This window comes from Dyella flava, from assembly GCF_016904955.1.
GTDB lineage: Bacteria > Pseudomonadota > Gammaproteobacteria > Xanthomonadales > Rhodanobacteraceae > Dyella_B > Dyella_B flava.
On the sequence record NZ_JADIKE010000036.1, the window covers coordinates 398,133 to 412,695 of the forward strand.

Annotated in this window: 17 protein-coding genes; 7 read left to right on the forward strand and 10 right to left on the reverse strand. The window is 62.4% G+C overall.

Annotation, left to right across the window (positions count from 1 at the left end):
- Window positions 1-168 precede the first annotated feature (168 nt).
- The 10 genes from flgJ to ISP19_RS13235 form a co-directional block, all read right to left on the reverse strand.
- Entirely contained in the window at window positions 169-1,161 is a 993-nt protein-coding gene (flgJ, locus tag ISP19_RS13190; RefSeq protein WP_239556779.1) for a flagellar assembly peptidoglycan hydrolase FlgJ, read from the reverse strand.
- Between the two features lie 30 nt (window positions 1,162-1,191).
- Complete coding sequence (locus ISP19_RS13195; RefSeq protein WP_239556780.1) at window positions 1,192-2,325, reverse strand: flagellar basal body P-ring protein FlgI; 1,134 nt, start codon at window positions 2,323-2,325, stop codon at window positions 1,192-1,194.
- Between the two features lie 61 nt (window positions 2,326-2,386).
- Window positions 2,387-3,085, reverse strand: a complete 699-nt coding sequence (flgH, locus tag ISP19_RS13200) for a flagellar basal body L-ring protein FlgH (RefSeq protein WP_204682843.1) — start codon at window positions 3,083-3,085, stop codon at window positions 2,387-2,389.
- A gap of 11 nt (window positions 3,086-3,096) precedes the next feature.
- The gene (gene flgG / locus ISP19_RS13205) at window positions 3,097-3,882 is read right to left on the reverse strand and encodes a flagellar basal-body rod protein FlgG (protein ID WP_204682844.1); all 786 of its coding nucleotides are present in this window, start codon (window positions 3,880-3,882) and stop codon (window positions 3,097-3,099) included.
- A 25-nt stretch (window positions 3,883-3,907) separates the two neighbouring features.
- Window positions 3,908-4,648, reverse strand: a complete 741-nt coding sequence (gene flgF, locus ISP19_RS13210; RefSeq protein ID WP_204682845.1) for a flagellar basal-body rod protein FlgF — start codon at window positions 4,646-4,648, stop codon at window positions 3,908-3,910.
- A gap of 22 nt (window positions 4,649-4,670) precedes the next feature.
- Entirely contained in the window at window positions 4,671-5,897 is a 1,227-nt protein-coding gene (locus tag ISP19_RS13215) for a flagellar hook protein FlgE (protein ID WP_204682846.1), read from the reverse strand.
- A gap of 48 nt (window positions 5,898-5,945) precedes the next feature.
- Window positions 5,946-6,635 (reverse strand): flagellar hook assembly protein FlgD, encoded by a 690-nt coding sequence (locus tag ISP19_RS13220; protein WP_204682847.1) that lies wholly within the window; start codon window positions 6,633-6,635, stop codon window positions 5,946-5,948.
- Between the two features lie 14 nt (window positions 6,636-6,649).
- Window positions 6,650-7,081: a flagellar basal body rod protein FlgC gene (gene flgC / locus ISP19_RS13225; protein WP_204682848.1), complete on the reverse strand. Its 432-nt coding sequence runs from the start codon at window positions 7,079-7,081 to the stop codon at window positions 6,650-6,652.
- Complete coding sequence (gene flgB / locus ISP19_RS13230) at window positions 7,081-7,485, reverse strand: flagellar basal body rod protein FlgB (protein WP_204682849.1); 405 nt, start codon at window positions 7,483-7,485, stop codon at window positions 7,081-7,083. The genes flgC and flgB overlap by 1 nt, the downstream gene beginning before the upstream one ends.
- A gap of 387 nt (window positions 7,486-7,872) precedes the next feature.
- Window positions 7,873-8,787: a chemotaxis protein gene (locus ISP19_RS13235; protein WP_204682850.1), complete on the reverse strand. Its 915-nt coding sequence runs from the start codon at window positions 8,785-8,787 to the stop codon at window positions 7,873-7,875.
- Window positions 8,788-8,980: 193 nt separating this feature from the next.
- Here ISP19_RS13235 and ISP19_RS13240 point away from each other — a divergent pair, with 193 nt between their 5' ends.
- The 7 genes from ISP19_RS13240 to ISP19_RS13270 all read left to right on the forward strand — a co-directional run bounded on the left by ISP19_RS13240 (window position 8,981) and on the right by ISP19_RS13270 (window position 14,547).
- Window positions 8,981-10,291 (forward strand): methyl-accepting chemotaxis protein, encoded by a 1,311-nt coding sequence (locus ISP19_RS13240; protein ID WP_204682851.1) that lies wholly within the window; start codon window positions 8,981-8,983, stop codon window positions 10,289-10,291.
- Window positions 10,288-11,034, forward strand: a complete 747-nt coding sequence (gene flgA / locus ISP19_RS13245; RefSeq protein ID WP_239556781.1) for a flagellar basal body P-ring formation chaperone FlgA — start codon at window positions 10,288-10,290, stop codon at window positions 11,032-11,034. The genes ISP19_RS13240 and flgA overlap by 4 nt, the downstream gene beginning before the upstream one ends.
- 104 nt (window positions 11,035-11,138) lie before the next feature.
- Window positions 11,139-11,450 carry a flagellar biosynthesis anti-sigma factor FlgM gene (gene flgM / locus ISP19_RS13250; protein WP_204682852.1) on the forward strand — a complete coding sequence of 104 codons (312 nt, stop codon included), beginning with the start codon at window positions 11,139-11,141 and terminating at the stop codon, window positions 11,448-11,450.
- Between the two features lie 4 nt (window positions 11,451-11,454).
- Complete coding sequence (locus ISP19_RS13255; RefSeq protein ID WP_204682853.1) at window positions 11,455-11,901, forward strand: flagella synthesis protein FlgN; 447 nt, start codon at window positions 11,455-11,457, stop codon at window positions 11,899-11,901.
- Between the two features lie 75 nt (window positions 11,902-11,976).
- Entirely contained in the window at window positions 11,977-13,272 is a 1,296-nt protein-coding gene (locus ISP19_RS13260; RefSeq protein WP_239556782.1) for an EAL and HDOD domain-containing protein, read from the forward strand.
- Between the two features lie 684 nt (window positions 13,273-13,956).
- Entirely contained in the window at window positions 13,957-14,229 is a 273-nt protein-coding gene (locus ISP19_RS13265) for an XAC0095 family protein (RefSeq protein WP_204682854.1), read from the forward strand.
- A 72-nt stretch (window positions 14,230-14,301) separates the two neighbouring features.
- On the forward strand, window positions 14,302-14,547 hold the full coding sequence (locus tag ISP19_RS13270; RefSeq protein WP_284384604.1) for an XAC0095 family protein: 246 nt from the start codon (window positions 14,302-14,304) through the stop codon (window positions 14,545-14,547).
- Window positions 14,548-14,563: the final 16 nt, after the last annotated feature.

Consider the following 14,563-nt stretch of genomic DNA (forward strand, 5'->3'; position numbering starts at 1 on the left):
AGCCATCCTGTAATCAGTTAACGTTTTTTCCCTCGCCCCGCAGGCAGGACGAGGATGGGAAGGGACTGCTCGCGCCCGCCTTGGCGCAAAACGATGCAACTCCACCCCAACCCTCCCTTTGCTGCCGGGGAGAGGGCATGCCGCGCTTCGTATAACGGGAGTTCTGTTTCAAGGTGTCGGCATCCCCGTCGCTTTCTTAAGCGCATCCAGGGCGTCGCGCATCATCGCGCTGTTGGCGATCGCCGCCACCTTGCCCGCGTATTCCGGGTCGGTGGCATAACCGCCGTCGATCAGCGCCTTGGCATAACCGAGCGCGTCATCACCGCGGCCACGGGCCTCGGCGTAACGCGGGTCCTTGCCGATCAGATCGGCGAAATCGGCCAGCGAATCGGCGGTGGACTTATAGGAACGGAACTGCGCCTGGCGGCGCACGGCGATGCCGTCCTCATATTCCACGGTAGGCACATTCACGCGCGGGCCGTCCCAACTGCTGCCGGCCTTGATGCCGAACAGGTTGAAGCTGCTGCTGCCGTCCGCGTGGGTCGGCATGTGCTTGCCCCACTGCGTTTCCAGTGCGGCCTGGGCCAGCACCGTGCGCAACGACAGACCCAATTCCTTCGCCACGATGCTGGCCTGCGGCGCCAGTTCGCGCACGAATGCCTCCGCATCGGCAGGCAGCCAGGCCATCGCCGACTTGCCGGCCGAGCGCGTGGCATCGCCCAGTTCATACAGGCGCTGCTTCCAGTTATCGACCAGGCCTGTCGTGCTCGGGTCGACGGCGCCCGCCTGGTGTTCGCCACCTTGGCCATGGCCGTGTCCGCCGAGTTGGTGAATCAGCAGATCGGCAATTCCCAGGCCCTTGCCATGCTGGGACAGATTCAGCGACAACTGCTGGTCATACATGTCCTGCCATTCGTCGCCCGCCTGGCTTTCGAACAGCGGATCGCCGAAGTTCGCATCGCGCATCGACTTGAGCAGCATCTGCGTGAACATGGCTTCGAACTGCTTCGCGACGGCGGGCAAGGTGCCGCCTTGATCGGTCTCGGCCTGATGACGCAGCGCGCTGAACCCGGCCAGATCGGTCCAGGTGCTCAGACTTTGCGCGGCGGCATTGCCGATATCAGCCATCGCAGCGTCCGCCTGACGTTGCGACGCGACCATGCGGACGGCGCGATGATCCCGGGCAGACACTCATATGACCACCAGATCCGCGTGCAAGGCACCGGCCTGCTTGAGTGCTTCAAGAATTGAAATCAGGTCCGTAGGTGTCGCGCCGACCTGATTCACCGCGCGCACGATCGAATCCAGGCTCACACCCGGCCCGAACTTGAACATATGGCCGCCCTGCTGGCTGATCGACACCGAGCTGTTCGGCACCACCGTGGTCTGCCCGCCATTGCTGAAGGCATTAGGCTGGCTGACCTGCGGCTGTTCGGTGATGGTCACCTGGATCGAACCATGCGCGACCGCGGCAGCGCTGACGCGTACATCCGAACCGATCACCACCGTACCGGTACGCGAATTGACGATCACGCGTGCCGGCGCATCGCCCGGCTGCACATCCATCGATTCGATCGCGCCCAGCCATGCCACTTTCTCGCTGGGATCCACCGGTCCGCGCACCGCCACCGAACCGCCGTCCAGCGCACGCGCGGTACCCGCGCCATAAAGATGGTTGATCGCGTCGGCGATGCGTCCCGCGGTGACGTAGTCGGCGGTATTGAGATTCAGCACCAGGTCACTATTGGTGTTGAAGGAAGACGGCACCGTGCGTTCCACCGAAGCGCCGTTGGGAATGCGTCCGCTCGCCGAGATATTGATCTGCACGCTGGAGCCGCTCCGGCCCGACGCACTCACCCCACCTACCACCACGCTGCCTTGCGCGACCGCGTAGACATTGCCGTCCGCGCCGCGCAGCGGGGTCATCAACAGTTCGCCGCCGCGGATGCTCTTGGCATTGCCGATCGACGCCACCGTGATGTCGATGGTCTGGCCGGGTTTGGCAAACGGCGGTAAGTTCGCCGTAACAGTCACCGCAGCCACGTCTTTCAGCTGCGGCTGGATGCCGGTGCTGGGGATCGACACGCCGAATTCCTTCAGCATGTTTTCCAGGCTTTGGGTGGTGAACGGCGCCTGCGTGGTCTGGTCGCCGGTGCCATCCAGACCCACCACCAGACCATAGCCAACCAGCTGGTTGCTGCGTACGCCGGCAACCTGCACCAGGTCGCGGATCTTGTCGGCGTGCACCGGCTGGATCGGCGCCAACAGCAATACCAGCGCTGCGACCACGCCGCTTATCGATAATTTGTTCCACGCACGCTGCATCGTCACACCTCGAACATCATGCCCGCATGACATGCCCAAACGGGGCGCCTTTCACACGTCATCAGTAAGGCATCCATTTGGAATTGAAGAATCTCGCCAGCCAACCCTGCTGATTGGCGCTGTTGAGCACGCCACGGCCGGTATAGGTAATGCGCGCATCCGCAACGCGGGTAGAGTCGACCGAATTGTCCTGCTCGATATCTTCGGGACGCACGATGCCGGACAACCGGATCAGCTCCTGGCCCTGGTTGATCGTCAGCCACTTCTCGCCGCGCACCAGCAGATTGCCGTTGGAAAGCCGCTGTGACACCGTGACCGTGAACTCACCGGTGAGCTGGTTGCTCTGCGTGCTGCTGCCCGCGCCATCGAAGCTGTTGGCCGAATTGAGATTGCTATCGGCGGTGTTGCCGCCCTTCACGCTCAGCGTATGGCCCAGCACCTCCGGCGCGTTGAGCGTGTTCTTGTCGGTCTTGCTGGTGGTGGTTTCCGAGGTCTTGCTCGCCTGCATCGCCTCAACCAGGTTGATGGTGAGGATGTCGCCGACACGATGCGCGCGCGGATCGTTGAACAGCTCCAGGTTCTGCATGTCGTGATAAATCGAACCGTCGGCCGGCGGCGGCGTGGGCTGCGTCACGGGCGCGGTAGCCGCCCATTCGGCGTCTTCCTTTTTTTGCCGTTCCTGCATGCCCGCACAGCCTGCCAGCGTTGCGACCAGCAACACAGCAGAAACAAGACGCGTATAGACAGGTAATTTCGACATGACAGTACTACTCAGGTCTTGTTGATGACGAACTGCAACATGTCGTCCACGGCGCTGATCGACTTGGAGTTCATCTCGTAAGTGCGTTGGGCTTCGATCATGTTGACCATCTCCTCCACCGTGTTGGTGTTGGAAGACTCCAGCGAACCTTGCGCCAGCGTGCCCATGCCGTTGACACCGGGCTGGCCGGTCTGCGCCGTGCCGCTGGATTCGGTCTCCAGATAAAGGTTCTGGCCCATCGCCTCGAGGCCGGCGGGATTGATGAAGTTGGCCAGCTGGATCACACCGATCTGCGTCGGCGTGGTGGAGCCGTTGGCGGTGGTGCTTACTGTCCCATCGGTACCGATGGTGACACTGTTGACGTTGGCCGGCAGCGTGATCGACGGCACCAGCGGATAACCGTCGGCCGTGACCAACTGGCCGGTGGAGTCTTCATGCAGCGAACCATCACGCGTGTAAGCCACCGTGCCATCCGGCAGGCTTACCTGGATAAAGCCGTTGCCCTGCACCGCCACGTCCAGCGAATTGCCGGTCTGGGTGATCGCGCCCTGGGTAAACAGCTTTTCGCTGCCCACCACCTTCACACCGGTACCTAGCAACAGGCCCGAAGGCGCTTCGGTCTGCTCGGTGGTCTGGCCGCCGGGCTGGCCTTCGTTCTGGTACATCAAATCCTGGAACGATGCGCGCGACGCCTTGAAGCCGGTGGTACTGGCGTTCGCAAGGTTGTTGGAGATGACATCCATCTCCGTCTGCTGCGCATCCAGTCCGGTCTTGGCAATCCACAGTGAGGAAAACATCGCTTAACTCCGTTCGTAAGCTGCGTTAGCTGGTTTGCAGCAGTTTGCTGCTGTCGTCCGCATCGTCTTCGGCGGTCTTGATCGAACGCACCTGCATCTCGTACTGGCGAGACAGCGAGATCATCTTCACCAGCTCCGACGAAGGATTGACGTTGCTGGCTTCCAGCGCACCCGAGGTCACCGTGACCGTGTCATCGGTATCCGCGGTGCTGCCGTCGTTCATGTGCATCAGGCCATCCGCGCCCTCGGACATCTGCGTGGTATCGGGATTGACCAGCTTGATCTGGCCGACCGCCGCGATCGTGTCCGGCCCCTGCCCCATCGGCACGGAGGAAATCGTGCCGTCCTTGCCAATGGAGATCGACGAGCTTTGCGGAATGGTGATCGGACCACCCGTGCCCATCACCGGATTACCGCGGCTGTCGGTGAGGTTGCCGTCGGCATCGAGCTGCAGATTGCCGGCGCGCGTATAAGCCTCGCTGCCGTCCGCCGCTTGCACGGCAATCCAGCCCGGACCGTTCACCGCGACATCGAGTGAACGGCCGGTGTGCTGGATCGAGCCTTGCGTTTCGTCTTGCCCGATGCCTTCCGCCACGGCGTTGATGCGCGTGTTGGCGCCCGGACCGAGCACCGGCACGCTTTGAAACGCGCTGAGCTCGCTCTTGAAACCCACCGTGGATGCGTTGGCCAGGTTGTGGCTGACGGCATCCTGCGCACGCATGGTCTGCGTGGCGCCGGTCATCGCGATGTAGACGGAACGATCCATGGGTCAGGGCCTTATGCGCGGCTTAGCTGCGATCAACCGCCGAGAACAGCGACTGATCCAGCGAGCTGACCGTGCCCAGCATCTGCGAATTGGCTTCGTAGTCCTGCTGTGCCTGGATCATGTCGACCAGCTGCGCGGTGGTATCGGACGTGTTGGAGGTTTCCAGCTGGCCCTGTTCGATATCACCGAACTGACCGGCGCCGGCGTTGCCCAGCACGGCCGTGCCCGACGACTGCGTCGCGACCCAGCTGTTGTTGCCGACCTGCTGCAAACCCTGCAGGTTGGGAAAGTTGGCGACCGCGATCTGGCCGAGCGTCGTGGTCTGGTTGTTGGAATAGATCGCCGTCACGGTGCCGTCGGTGCCGATTTCGATGTTCTGCAGCACACCCGCCTGATAACCGTTCTGATTGGTCGTGCCCGGCGCATACGCCGTGCCGAACTGCGTGGTATTGGTGAAGTTCGCCACGATCGGGCTCGGGAACGTCGCACCATTGGTCAACGCCGCCGGCGTGAAATCCAGATTGCCGTTGGCCGGCGTTACCAGCGCACCGGCGCTGTTGAAGGCGAGCGCCTGCGAGCCCGCGCTCTGTCCGTCGATATACAGATTCGCGTTCCAGGTGTTGTTGCCGGTCTTGACGTAATAAACCGTCGCCGAGTGCGCGCCGCCCTGCGAGTCGTACACCTCAAAGGTGGAAGCGTTGTTATAGCTGTTGCTGTCGGTCGGGCTGAACGGCGTGTCGGTCGGCAGCGAGGCACCCGCCGGAAGATTCGCGGTGACGGTGATCTGGCTGGTCGGCGTGGCCGCGCTCTGCGCGGTATTCAACTGCAAGTCGGTCAGCGTGCTGGTATTGAAGCCGCCCGCCGCATTCGGCGGATACACCTGCAAGAATTGACCGGACTGGCTGACTACGTAGCCGTTGCTGTTTTCGGTAAATGCGCCGTCGCGCGTGTATTGATTACCGCTACCGTTGTTGACGACGAAAAAGCCATTGCCGCTGATCGCCATGTCGAGACTGCCGTTGGTGGTCTCCAGGTCGCCCTGCGAGAACTGCTGCTCGACATTGGTCAGCTCCGCGCCGCTGCCCACGGCCGACGAACTCAGATTGAGTCCCGTGACCGCATACACCTCGGCGAACTGCGCAGTTGAGCCCTTGAAGCCCACCGTGCCCGCGTTGGCGATGTTGTTGGAGATGACGTTGAGTTGTGATTCGGCCGCATTGATGCCGCTGAGCGCCTGATTAAGAGCCATGCTGTGTTCCTCTGGATGTGATGACGGCGAGCGAAGTGCCAGCCGACGTCAGTTGATCTGCGCAACCTGGCTCAGCGGTACCCCGCCGACGCCTGCTACTTGCACATAGGTGCCGGTGCTGCTGCCGCCGTAGCCGACACCGGTGACCGAACCGGAGGCATACGTCGTCATGGAAGTGCTGCTGCCACCGCTGTTGGCCGAAATGGTGTAGGTACCGTTGGCCACGGCATTGCCGTTGCTGTCGGTACCGTTCCAGCTGAATTGCGCCAACCCCACCGGCTGGGTGCCCAGGTCGATGGAATTGACCGTATTGCCGTTGCTGTCCTGGATGTTGACCACCACATCGCCCGCGGTGGTGACATTCACCGCACCGCTGACTGCACTGCCGCTGTAGGCGAGCGTGGTCGACGGCACCAACACCTGCTTGCCAACCAGGTTGGAGGCACTGAGCACCTGCGAGGTCTGCATGCCGCTGCTGATGTTGCTGCTCAGGGTCTGCAGGTTGGTGTCGATATCCTGATCGGTGGACAGCGTGGCGAACTGCGCGAGTTCGGCGGCCATCTGCGAGTTGTCCATCGGCTGCGTGGGATCCTGGTCCTGCAGCTGCGTGGTGAGCAATTGCAGGAAGTCGGACTGGGTCATGGTCGAGCCGCTCGGTGTGCTCGTAACCGTGCTGCCGGTCAGACTCAGACCGGATGTGGAAGTACTGCTGGTGCTGCTACCTATGACGGCGGACATGGAAGGACTCCGGATTAGCTACCTAGATCAATCGTCTTGATCATCAGCTGTTTGGTGGTGTTCATGACTTCGACGTTGTTCTGGTACGAACGCGATGCGGAAATCATGTTCACCAGTTCATCAATGGGATTGACGTTGCTGCTGTAGACGTAGCCGTTTTCATCGGCCATCGGATTGCCCGGCTCGTACTGCGATTCCACCGGTTGCTGGCTTTCGGAAACACCCACCATGCGCACGCCGTTGTTGACCTCGGCGTCGGCCGACGCGCCGAAGCCTTCTTCGCTTTCCTGCGTCGGTGCAAACAGCAGTTCTTTCGCCTTGTAAGCAGAATCGGCGCTACTGGAGACGCTGTCGGCGTTGGCGAGGTTGCTGGCCACGGTATTGAGTCGCAGCGATTCGGCAGCCATGCCGGAACCGGCGGTATCGAAGATCTTCATCAGTGACATCAGCTTTGGCCTCCACCGTTGATGGCCAGGCGCAAGGTCTGGATCGTGCCGTTGATAAAGCTGAGGCTGGCCTGGTAATGCACCATGTTGCTGGCGAACGACGACTGCTCCACCTGCGAATCGACGGTGTTGCCGTCCAGGCTCGGTTGCAGCGGCACGCGATACTTCAGCTGATCGGCGGATTGCTGCACCGGATTGATCTGTCCCGGCGACGGCGTGGCCAGTTCGAGGTTCGACGATTCGCCGCTGGCCTGTTGCAGCACCTGGCGAAAATCGACGTCGCGCGCCTTATAGTCCGGCGTATCCGCATTGGCGATGTTGGAAGCAATCGCTTCGGAACGACGCTGCCAAACCTCCAGGGCCTGGCTGTTCATGCCGAAAACATTGTCGAGGGTGTTGCTCATGACGGACTCCCCGCAGCAAACACTGCTTGCGTTGGTCGTGAGCAAGTTGTATGCCACGGTTCGGCCATGCCGCGGGAACCGCATGGCGCGGCCATTTGCGGCTACTTGAACGCATCGCCGCACGATGCGTGGCGACGTTATCCCGGCGCGGGGGGACGGAATCCCGACGTCACGCCGAGGGCGGATGCATCGTCAATTTGTTGACGGCGCGCCTTTCTCCCTCTCCCCTCCGGGGAGAGGGTTGGGGTGAGGGGACACTCTTGCGAATCACTTGCTTGCGTAGCCTCGACACATCAAAGCGAAGATGCCTTGTAACGACGGCGTCCATGGCAAGCCCGACCTCTCACCCCAGCCCTCTCCCCGGAGGGGAGAGGGAGCAGAGCAAAGTTACGCCATCAATTCCAACACCGTCTTCGCCAGCAAATCCGGCTGAAACTTCGCAACAAAACGATCAGCCCCCACATCGCGCACCAGTGCCTCATTAAATACGCCACTCAGCGAGCTGTGCAGCACAACTTTCAACGAACGCAGCGCAGGCGTCTCGCGAATGGCGCGCGTCAGGGCATAGCCATCCAGGCGCGGCATTTCGATATCGGAAAGCACCACCGTGATCTGTTCGTCGTCGCCGGCCGCCAGCTGGTTAAGCTGCTCGAGCGCCTCCTGCCCGTCCTGCGCGACCAGGCATTCGATATCCATCTGCTTGAACAGATTGACGATGCGCAGGCGCGCCACGATGGAATCGTCCACCACCATGATGCGGCGCGGCGACAGGTGCTGCCGCTCGGCCTGCTGTTGAATGCGCGGCGACACCTCCGCCGCCGTGCCATCGATACTGGCCAGCACGTGCTCGACATCGACCACTGCCATCAGCTGGCCGTCGATGCGCGTGACCGCATTCACCCTGCCGCCAAAACCCAGCGTGCTGGACGGTGCTTCCAGCGATTCGCCCGCGCAATGCACGATGCGCTGGAAATCCGCCACCAGAAAACCCTGCATCGAGCGGCTGAATTCCGTCACCACCAGATGCGCCGAATCGACCGCCGTCAGCGGCGGATAGCCCAGGGCCGCGCCCAGGTCGATCACCGGTATGGTCTTGCCACGATAGTCAAAGCTGCCCGCAAGCAGCTCATGCATGCCCGGCAGCTTTTCCAACGGCTGCCTGCGCAACACCTCGCGCACCTTGAACACGTTGATCCCGAACAGCTGCGCATCGCCCAGACGGAACAACAACATCGCGACGCGATTGTGACCGGCCAGCCGGGTATGACTCTCCACGCTGTCCAGCAGTGCCGCGCCACTCATGAGCATTCCTGTCCTGTCTTGCCTATATGCACAAGTTATCGGCACCCCACCCCACAGCTTGAGCACAACGACACCCCCTCTTACTCCTCACTCCTCTCTCCCAACTCTTCACCCAGTGGCACATCACTTGCTTCCTCAACTTTCGATCATTCCCGCCGATGTCTGGGAAACCACGAATGGAATTGCTTCGCCTATGAGCCTGATCCGCAGCCAGCATTTGGCCGCCCTGACGCAAGCCGCCCTCGCCGGAAACGAAGCCGAACTGGCCAGGCTGAGTCGCAAGTATCCAGTCCCGGCCGGGTTGCTCGCGCCATTGTTCGCGCGCCTGGCGCCGCGTGCGCCGGCAGCGGTCGCGCCGCAATCGCTGGAACAGCAAAGCCTGGTGCTGACCCATGCGCAGACGCTGCATCGCGAACAATCGGAGCTTGAGCGATCGATCGGCGAAGGCCGCGACAGCGCCGGGCAGTTGACGGAGCACGGCGCCGGGATGTCGACGATCCTGCAACAGGCACAGGGCGGCATTGAACAAGCCGCCAAGACCGGCGAACAGAGCACGGCCAGCGTTGCCGAATTGAACGGCCAGCTGCGCCTGCTGCGTAGCGCCTTGTCGGCGATGAACCAGAATCAGAGCCTGCTGACCGAACAAGTGGCGCAGATTCGCGCCCTGACCACCACCGTGCAGGACATCGCGCACCAGACCAACCTGGTCGCGCTGAACGCGGCCATCGAAGCCGCACGCGCCGGCGATGCCGGCCGCGGCTTCGCGGTGGTAGCCGATGAAGTGAAGCAGCTGGCGGAAAAAACCACCCAGGCCACGGCGGAAATCGAAACGGTCACCAGTTCCATCGGCGAGTTCTCCTTGCAGATGAATGGCAATGTGCAAATTGGCCTGCAACGCCTGGAGCGCGCCCAAACCGGCATCAACGAAACCGAACGCTCCTTGCAGCATGGCAGCGATGTCTTGCAAGGCGCCGGCGAACGCTTGCGCGCATTGCGCGAAACGCAGGATGCCGCCCAGGTACGCGCCACCACGATCAAGGCAACCCTGGGCGCCTTGCAGCGTCGCGCCTATGAAGCCCGTCGTCATGGCGAAGCACTCAACCGCGCCGCGGCCCTGGCGCATCGCCTGTGCCTGAGCTGGCTGGAAGGCGAAAGCGGCAACGACATCGCCAGCCTCAGCCTCACGGTGCGCGAATCGGTGGTGGGCCTGCGTCAAAGCATGGAACTCGCCTTGCAGGAACCCACCTCGCTCGACCGCCGCTGGTTCGACACCGATGTACTGCAACGCAGCCTCGACCGGCTCACCGCCCGCCACAACCAGCATCCGGCCAGCGAACCCCTGCGTGAATCCGCCGCGCGTTTGCAGGAACACGGCAACACCTTCCTGGAACTGCTGATCAACGGACAGTTTGATCAGGCGGCGCAGATGTCCGGCAAGTTCGAAAGCGAGCGCGAAGCCATCAACAATCAGCTGTCGACCATGCTCGCCGACGACCATCCATGAGATTCCGCCAAGCCCATCCGCATACCGCCAACACGTCTGCTCCCGCTCGCCGGGAGCAGCGCGGCATGTGGGTGCTGCTTGCGTTGCTCATCGTCGCGAATACCGCCATCGCCGACACCGCTCCCGAGCAATTGCGCGCCGCCGCCGAACAGGCCGTGCGCACGCAGTACGGCGGCGCCGGCAGCCGGGTGGTGATCACGCCGACGCCGCTCAATGCGCGGCTGCGTCTGGCCAGTTGCTCACATGCCTTGCAGACCCGCCTGCCCATGCGCCAGGGCACGCCATCGCGAGTCGCGGTAGCGGTCAGCTGCCAGGGCAACCCGGGCTGGACTATCCAGATCCCGGTACAGATGCAGGTGTTCCGTCAGGTGCTGGTGACCAGCCGTCCACTGGCCCGCGGCGACATCGCCGGCCCGGCCGATGTGCACACCGAAGAACGTGACATCACCCGGCTGGGCTACGGCTATATAGAAAGCCTCGACCAGATCACCGGCCATTCACTGGACAGGCCGCTGATGGCCGGCGTGGTACTGGAGCCGGGCGACCTCAACGGCCGCCAGATCGTGCAGGCCGGGGAAGAGGTATCCCTGATCGCCGATCTGGACGGCATCGAGGTGCGCACCTCCGGCATGGCCCTGGATGGCGGCGATACCGGGGCACACTTGCGGGTACGCAACGGCGACTCGGGGCGAATCATTGACGGAATCGTGGTGGGAGCCGGGCAGGTACAGGCCCTGCCTTAACGCATGGCGAGCAGACATACTTAGGTAATCGGCAGGCTTAAAGTTTTTCCGGGGGACGCCGATACCTCTCACAGGGCTCATCGAAACAGAGAACTCCAAGGGCTATGAACACGACCATATCGTCAAACGGATTGCCGCAGCTCCCGCTCGCCACCAATAGCACGGACAGCAGCGCCAGCCAGGCGTCGACGACGGCCCAGGCCGGCAACAGCGCCGCGCCGCAGGCCAACGACAGTGTCAACCTGACCGACTCGGCCCGCGCCCTGCAACAGGCCAGCAGCGCCGACAGTCCGGTCGATACCGCACGTGTCGAACAGATCCAGAAGCAGCTGGCGGCCGGCACCTACAAAGTCGACCCGAACGCCATCGCCGCTGGACTGACGTCGCTGGAAAGCCAGATCAGCGGTACGAAGTAATGCTATGAGCCCGAATCTGCAGGCCGAACTCGGTGCCGCGGTGCGCACCGTCCTGGACGAAATGGGCGCGACCCTCGCGCAACTGATCGCCGTTCTGGACGAGGAGCGCGATGCGCTCACCAGCGCCGACGCCAAAGCGCTCAACCGCGCGGGTGAAGCCAAGCAGATGCTGATGCGCCGGCTTGAGCAACTGGATGTGGAACGCCTGCACCTGTGCAGCACCTCCGTCGAAGCCACCGCGCAAGCCGAACCCACCTGGCGCGAACTGTTGAAATCACTGGCCGCCTGCCGCGACAAGAACCAGCGCAATGGCGCGCTTGTCGGCCAGCGCTTGAATCAGGTACGCCGCGCCCTGTCCGTACTGACCGGCACGGATGCCCAAGTGGGTACCTACAACCCGAGCGGCGCGTTCCAGGGGACGCATCGTTCAGTGACGTTAGCCCAAGCCTGACCAACGTTATCCCTCGTGCGTCGGGCACGCTGCCCGCGTCACGGTAGTCGCTTCACCCCGCCCGGTATCGATATCATGACGACGAGTACAGTTTCCGCCCCCGCGACAGCCACACCGTCAAGCATGGAAGCGACCAGCGCGCTTAGCGACATGCTGCTGCCGGTGGTGCGCAGCCCGATGCTTGATCGCGACGAAGAACTGTTCGCCTACGAACTGGTGTTCTACCGCCAGGGCGCCGGCACCGACGCCGACACCACCCTGCTCGACGGCGTGCTCTCCGGCATAACCGATGGCGCGATTACCCGACTGGTCCGCGGCAATCGCGCCTTCATGCGCCTGCCGCGCTCCCTGCTGCTGGAACAGACCGACGTGCTCTCGCACACGCCGCGCCTGGGCGTGATCATCGATCCGTTCCAGGTGCGCGACGCCGCCCTGCTGCAACGCCTGCAACAGCTCGCGCTGCGCAACTGCTCGATGATGCTGGATCTGGGCGATCTCGATCCCAGCGCCCACGAACCGCACGGCCCGCTCGAACCGCTGCTGCGCCTTGCGCGCTACGTGCGCATCGACGCCAAGGCGCTGGATGCCGACACGCTGGCCGCACGCTGCAAGCAATTGTTCGAACGCGGACTCGGCGTGATCGCCGGTAACGTCGACGACCATGTCACCTACGGCCGCTGCAAGAATCTGCCGTTCCATGCGATCCAGGGCCGTTACCTGCTGGTACCGCAACAGATCGAAGTACCGGTGCTAACCCCCAGCCGCCTGAGCCTGCTGCGCCTGATGAGCGCGCTGCAGGAAAACAATGCAGGCCCGGTGGAACTTGGCGAAATCATCCGCGACGACGCCGTGCTCAGCTACAAGCTGCTCGGCTGCGTGAACTCCGCCTATTTCGCCCTGCCGCGCCAGCTGAAATCGATCCAGCAGGCGGCGATCTTCTTCGGCGTAGCGCGCATGCGCAACTGGATCAACACCATGGCGCTCAGCAGCATGGATGACCGCCCGCCGGAACTGCTGCGCGCCGCGTTGATCCGCGCACACATGTGCGAAAAGCTCGCGCATGGGATGTCCACCGAACAGCAGGACATGGCCTTCATGGCCGGCCTGCTCTCCCTGCTCGACACCCTGCTGTGTGCACCGATGGAATTCGTGCTGAGCCACTTGCCGCTCGCACCGGAAATTCGCGAAGCGCTGGTGGAAGATCGCGGCCCGTTCGCGCCGTTGCTTGGCCAGATCTACGCCTGGGAAGCCGGCGACATTCAATCGGCGCAGATGCAGCCGCAGAACATCCGCAAGATGGCTGGTGCGTATTTCGCCGCTACGCAGTGGGCGGATCAGGTCTACTCGTTTGCTGAGCAGCGTACGCACTGAGCACCTAATGCTTTTCCTCCTCTCCCCTCCGGGGAGAGGACCGAGGTGAGGGGCCAACCTCGCGATGAGCCTCCAAAGAAACGCAATCTGCTTTTCTTCCTCTACCCTCCGGGCGACGCAAAGCTAGTCCCTGTGGGAGAGAGGACTGAGGTGAGGGGTCAATCTCGCGACGAGCCTGCAAAGAAACATCGACGCGGCTCCGAATTTCCCCGCAAGCGCAGCCCCTCACCCCAACCCTCTCCCCGGAGGGGAGAGGGAGCAAGGCGCGGGCGCGGCGAATTTTCCGTTGCGAAAATTTCGCCCCTTCTTGAACACCATCGATCTTGCTTATGCAATCGTATGCGTGTCGGGCGTGCCCATCCCAGCGATGACCACGACACGCCCGACACTAGAGAAGTAGCGCGGATCGCCTGGGCTTGCACCCCAAACGATCCGCTGGCCATAACAAACTCAATGGAAGTTCACCATGGTTATCCCCGATTTTACGGCACGCACGCCTACGCGTGACCCCGCCACGCCGACATTAGCGCTACTTCACCGCCGCTCAGACTGCGCGGCGTCGGGCCCAAGTGGGTAATCGTCCTAGCGGAAGTTGGCCATTCCGCTGAAACGAGCAGGATTTTTTCCTGCAGTCCCTTCGCCCGCGCGCAATGCGCGGGCGACCTAAACCCGTGGAGCATACCGATGCAAGGCACCTACGATGACCCGTGCGGGTCACGTCACTATCTGCTGTCCGCCGAAGAGTACGACGAACTGAAAAACCTCCAGCGCCTGTTGTTGATCATGGCGAACGTCGGCAGCGACGAGGACGCGCCCACCAGCGAAAACGTGACCGTGATGATTCCCCGCTGGGAAATGCAACTCACCTTTCAGCTGATCAGCAGACTGATTGGTGAGGCCTTGGAGCATTTGGAGAAGCGCCACCACATCGAACCTCGAAGCCCGATGCAACATTGACCACGCGACGGTTGGGTAGGTTGGGTTAGCGCAGCGTAACCCAACGGATCTTCATCGAAGCGATAACCATCGTTGGGTTACGCTGCGCTAACCCAACCTACCAACTACATCGAACTAAAAAACCTTCAGCACCTGCTGATGATCATGTCGAACGTCGGCAGCGACGAGGAGTCGCACACCGACGAAGATGGCACCGTGATGATTCCCCGCTGGGAAATGCAACTCACCTTCCAGCTCATCAGCAGACTGATTGGTGAGGCCTTGGAGCATTTGGAGAAGCGCCACCACATCGAACCTCGCAGCCCGATGCAACATTGACCACGCGACGGTTGGG

Bases quoted from the DNA above. Each gene is read 5' to 3' on its own strand.
- flgJ (WP_239556779.1), bottom strand. From the start codon at position 1,161: ATGGTCGCGTCGCAACGTCAGGCGGACGCTGCGATGGCTGATATCGGC.
- ISP19_RS13195 (WP_239556780.1), bottom strand. From the start codon at position 2,325: ATGCAGCGTGCGTGGAACAAATTATCGATAAGCGGCGTGGTCGCAGCG.
- flgH (WP_204682843.1), bottom strand. From the start codon at position 3,085: ATGTCGAAATTACCTGTCTATACGCGTCTTGTTTCTGCTGTGTTGCTG.
- flgG (WP_204682844.1), bottom strand. From the start codon at position 3,882: ATGTTTTCCTCACTGTGGATTGCCAAGACCGGACTGGATGCGCAGCAG.
- flgF (WP_204682845.1), bottom strand. From the start codon at position 4,648: ATGGATCGTTCCGTCTACATCGCGATGACCGGCGCCACGCAGACCATG.
- ISP19_RS13215 (WP_204682846.1), bottom strand. From the start codon at position 5,897: ATGGCTCTTAATCAGGCGCTCAGCGGCATCAATGCGGCCGAATCACAA.
- ISP19_RS13220 (WP_204682847.1), bottom strand. From the start codon at position 6,635: ATGTCCGCCGTCATAGGTAGCAGCACCAGCAGTACTTCCACATCCGGT.
- flgC (WP_204682848.1), bottom strand. From the start codon at position 7,081: ATGTCACTGATGAAGATCTTCGATACCGCCGGTTCCGGCATGGCTGCC.
- flgB (WP_204682849.1), bottom strand. From the start codon at position 7,485: ATGAGCAACACCCTCGACAATGTTTTCGGCATGAACAGCCAGGCCCTG.
- ISP19_RS13235 (WP_204682850.1), bottom strand. From the start codon at position 8,787: ATGAGTGGCGCGGCACTGCTGGACAGCGTGGAGAGTCATACCCGGCTG.
- ISP19_RS13240 (WP_204682851.1), top strand. From the start codon at position 8,981: ATGAGCCTGATCCGCAGCCAGCATTTGGCCGCCCTGACGCAAGCCGCC.
- flgA (WP_239556781.1), top strand. From the start codon at position 10,288: ATGAGATTCCGCCAAGCCCATCCGCATACCGCCAACACGTCTGCTCCC.
- flgM (WP_204682852.1), top strand. From the start codon at position 11,139: ATGAACACGACCATATCGTCAAACGGATTGCCGCAGCTCCCGCTCGCC.
- ISP19_RS13255 (WP_204682853.1), top strand. From the start codon at position 11,455: ATGAGCCCGAATCTGCAGGCCGAACTCGGTGCCGCGGTGCGCACCGTC.
- ISP19_RS13260 (WP_239556782.1), top strand. From the start codon at position 11,977: ATGACGACGAGTACAGTTTCCGCCCCCGCGACAGCCACACCGTCAAGC.
- ISP19_RS13265 (WP_204682854.1), top strand. From the start codon at position 13,957: ATGCAAGGCACCTACGATGACCCGTGCGGGTCACGTCACTATCTGCTG.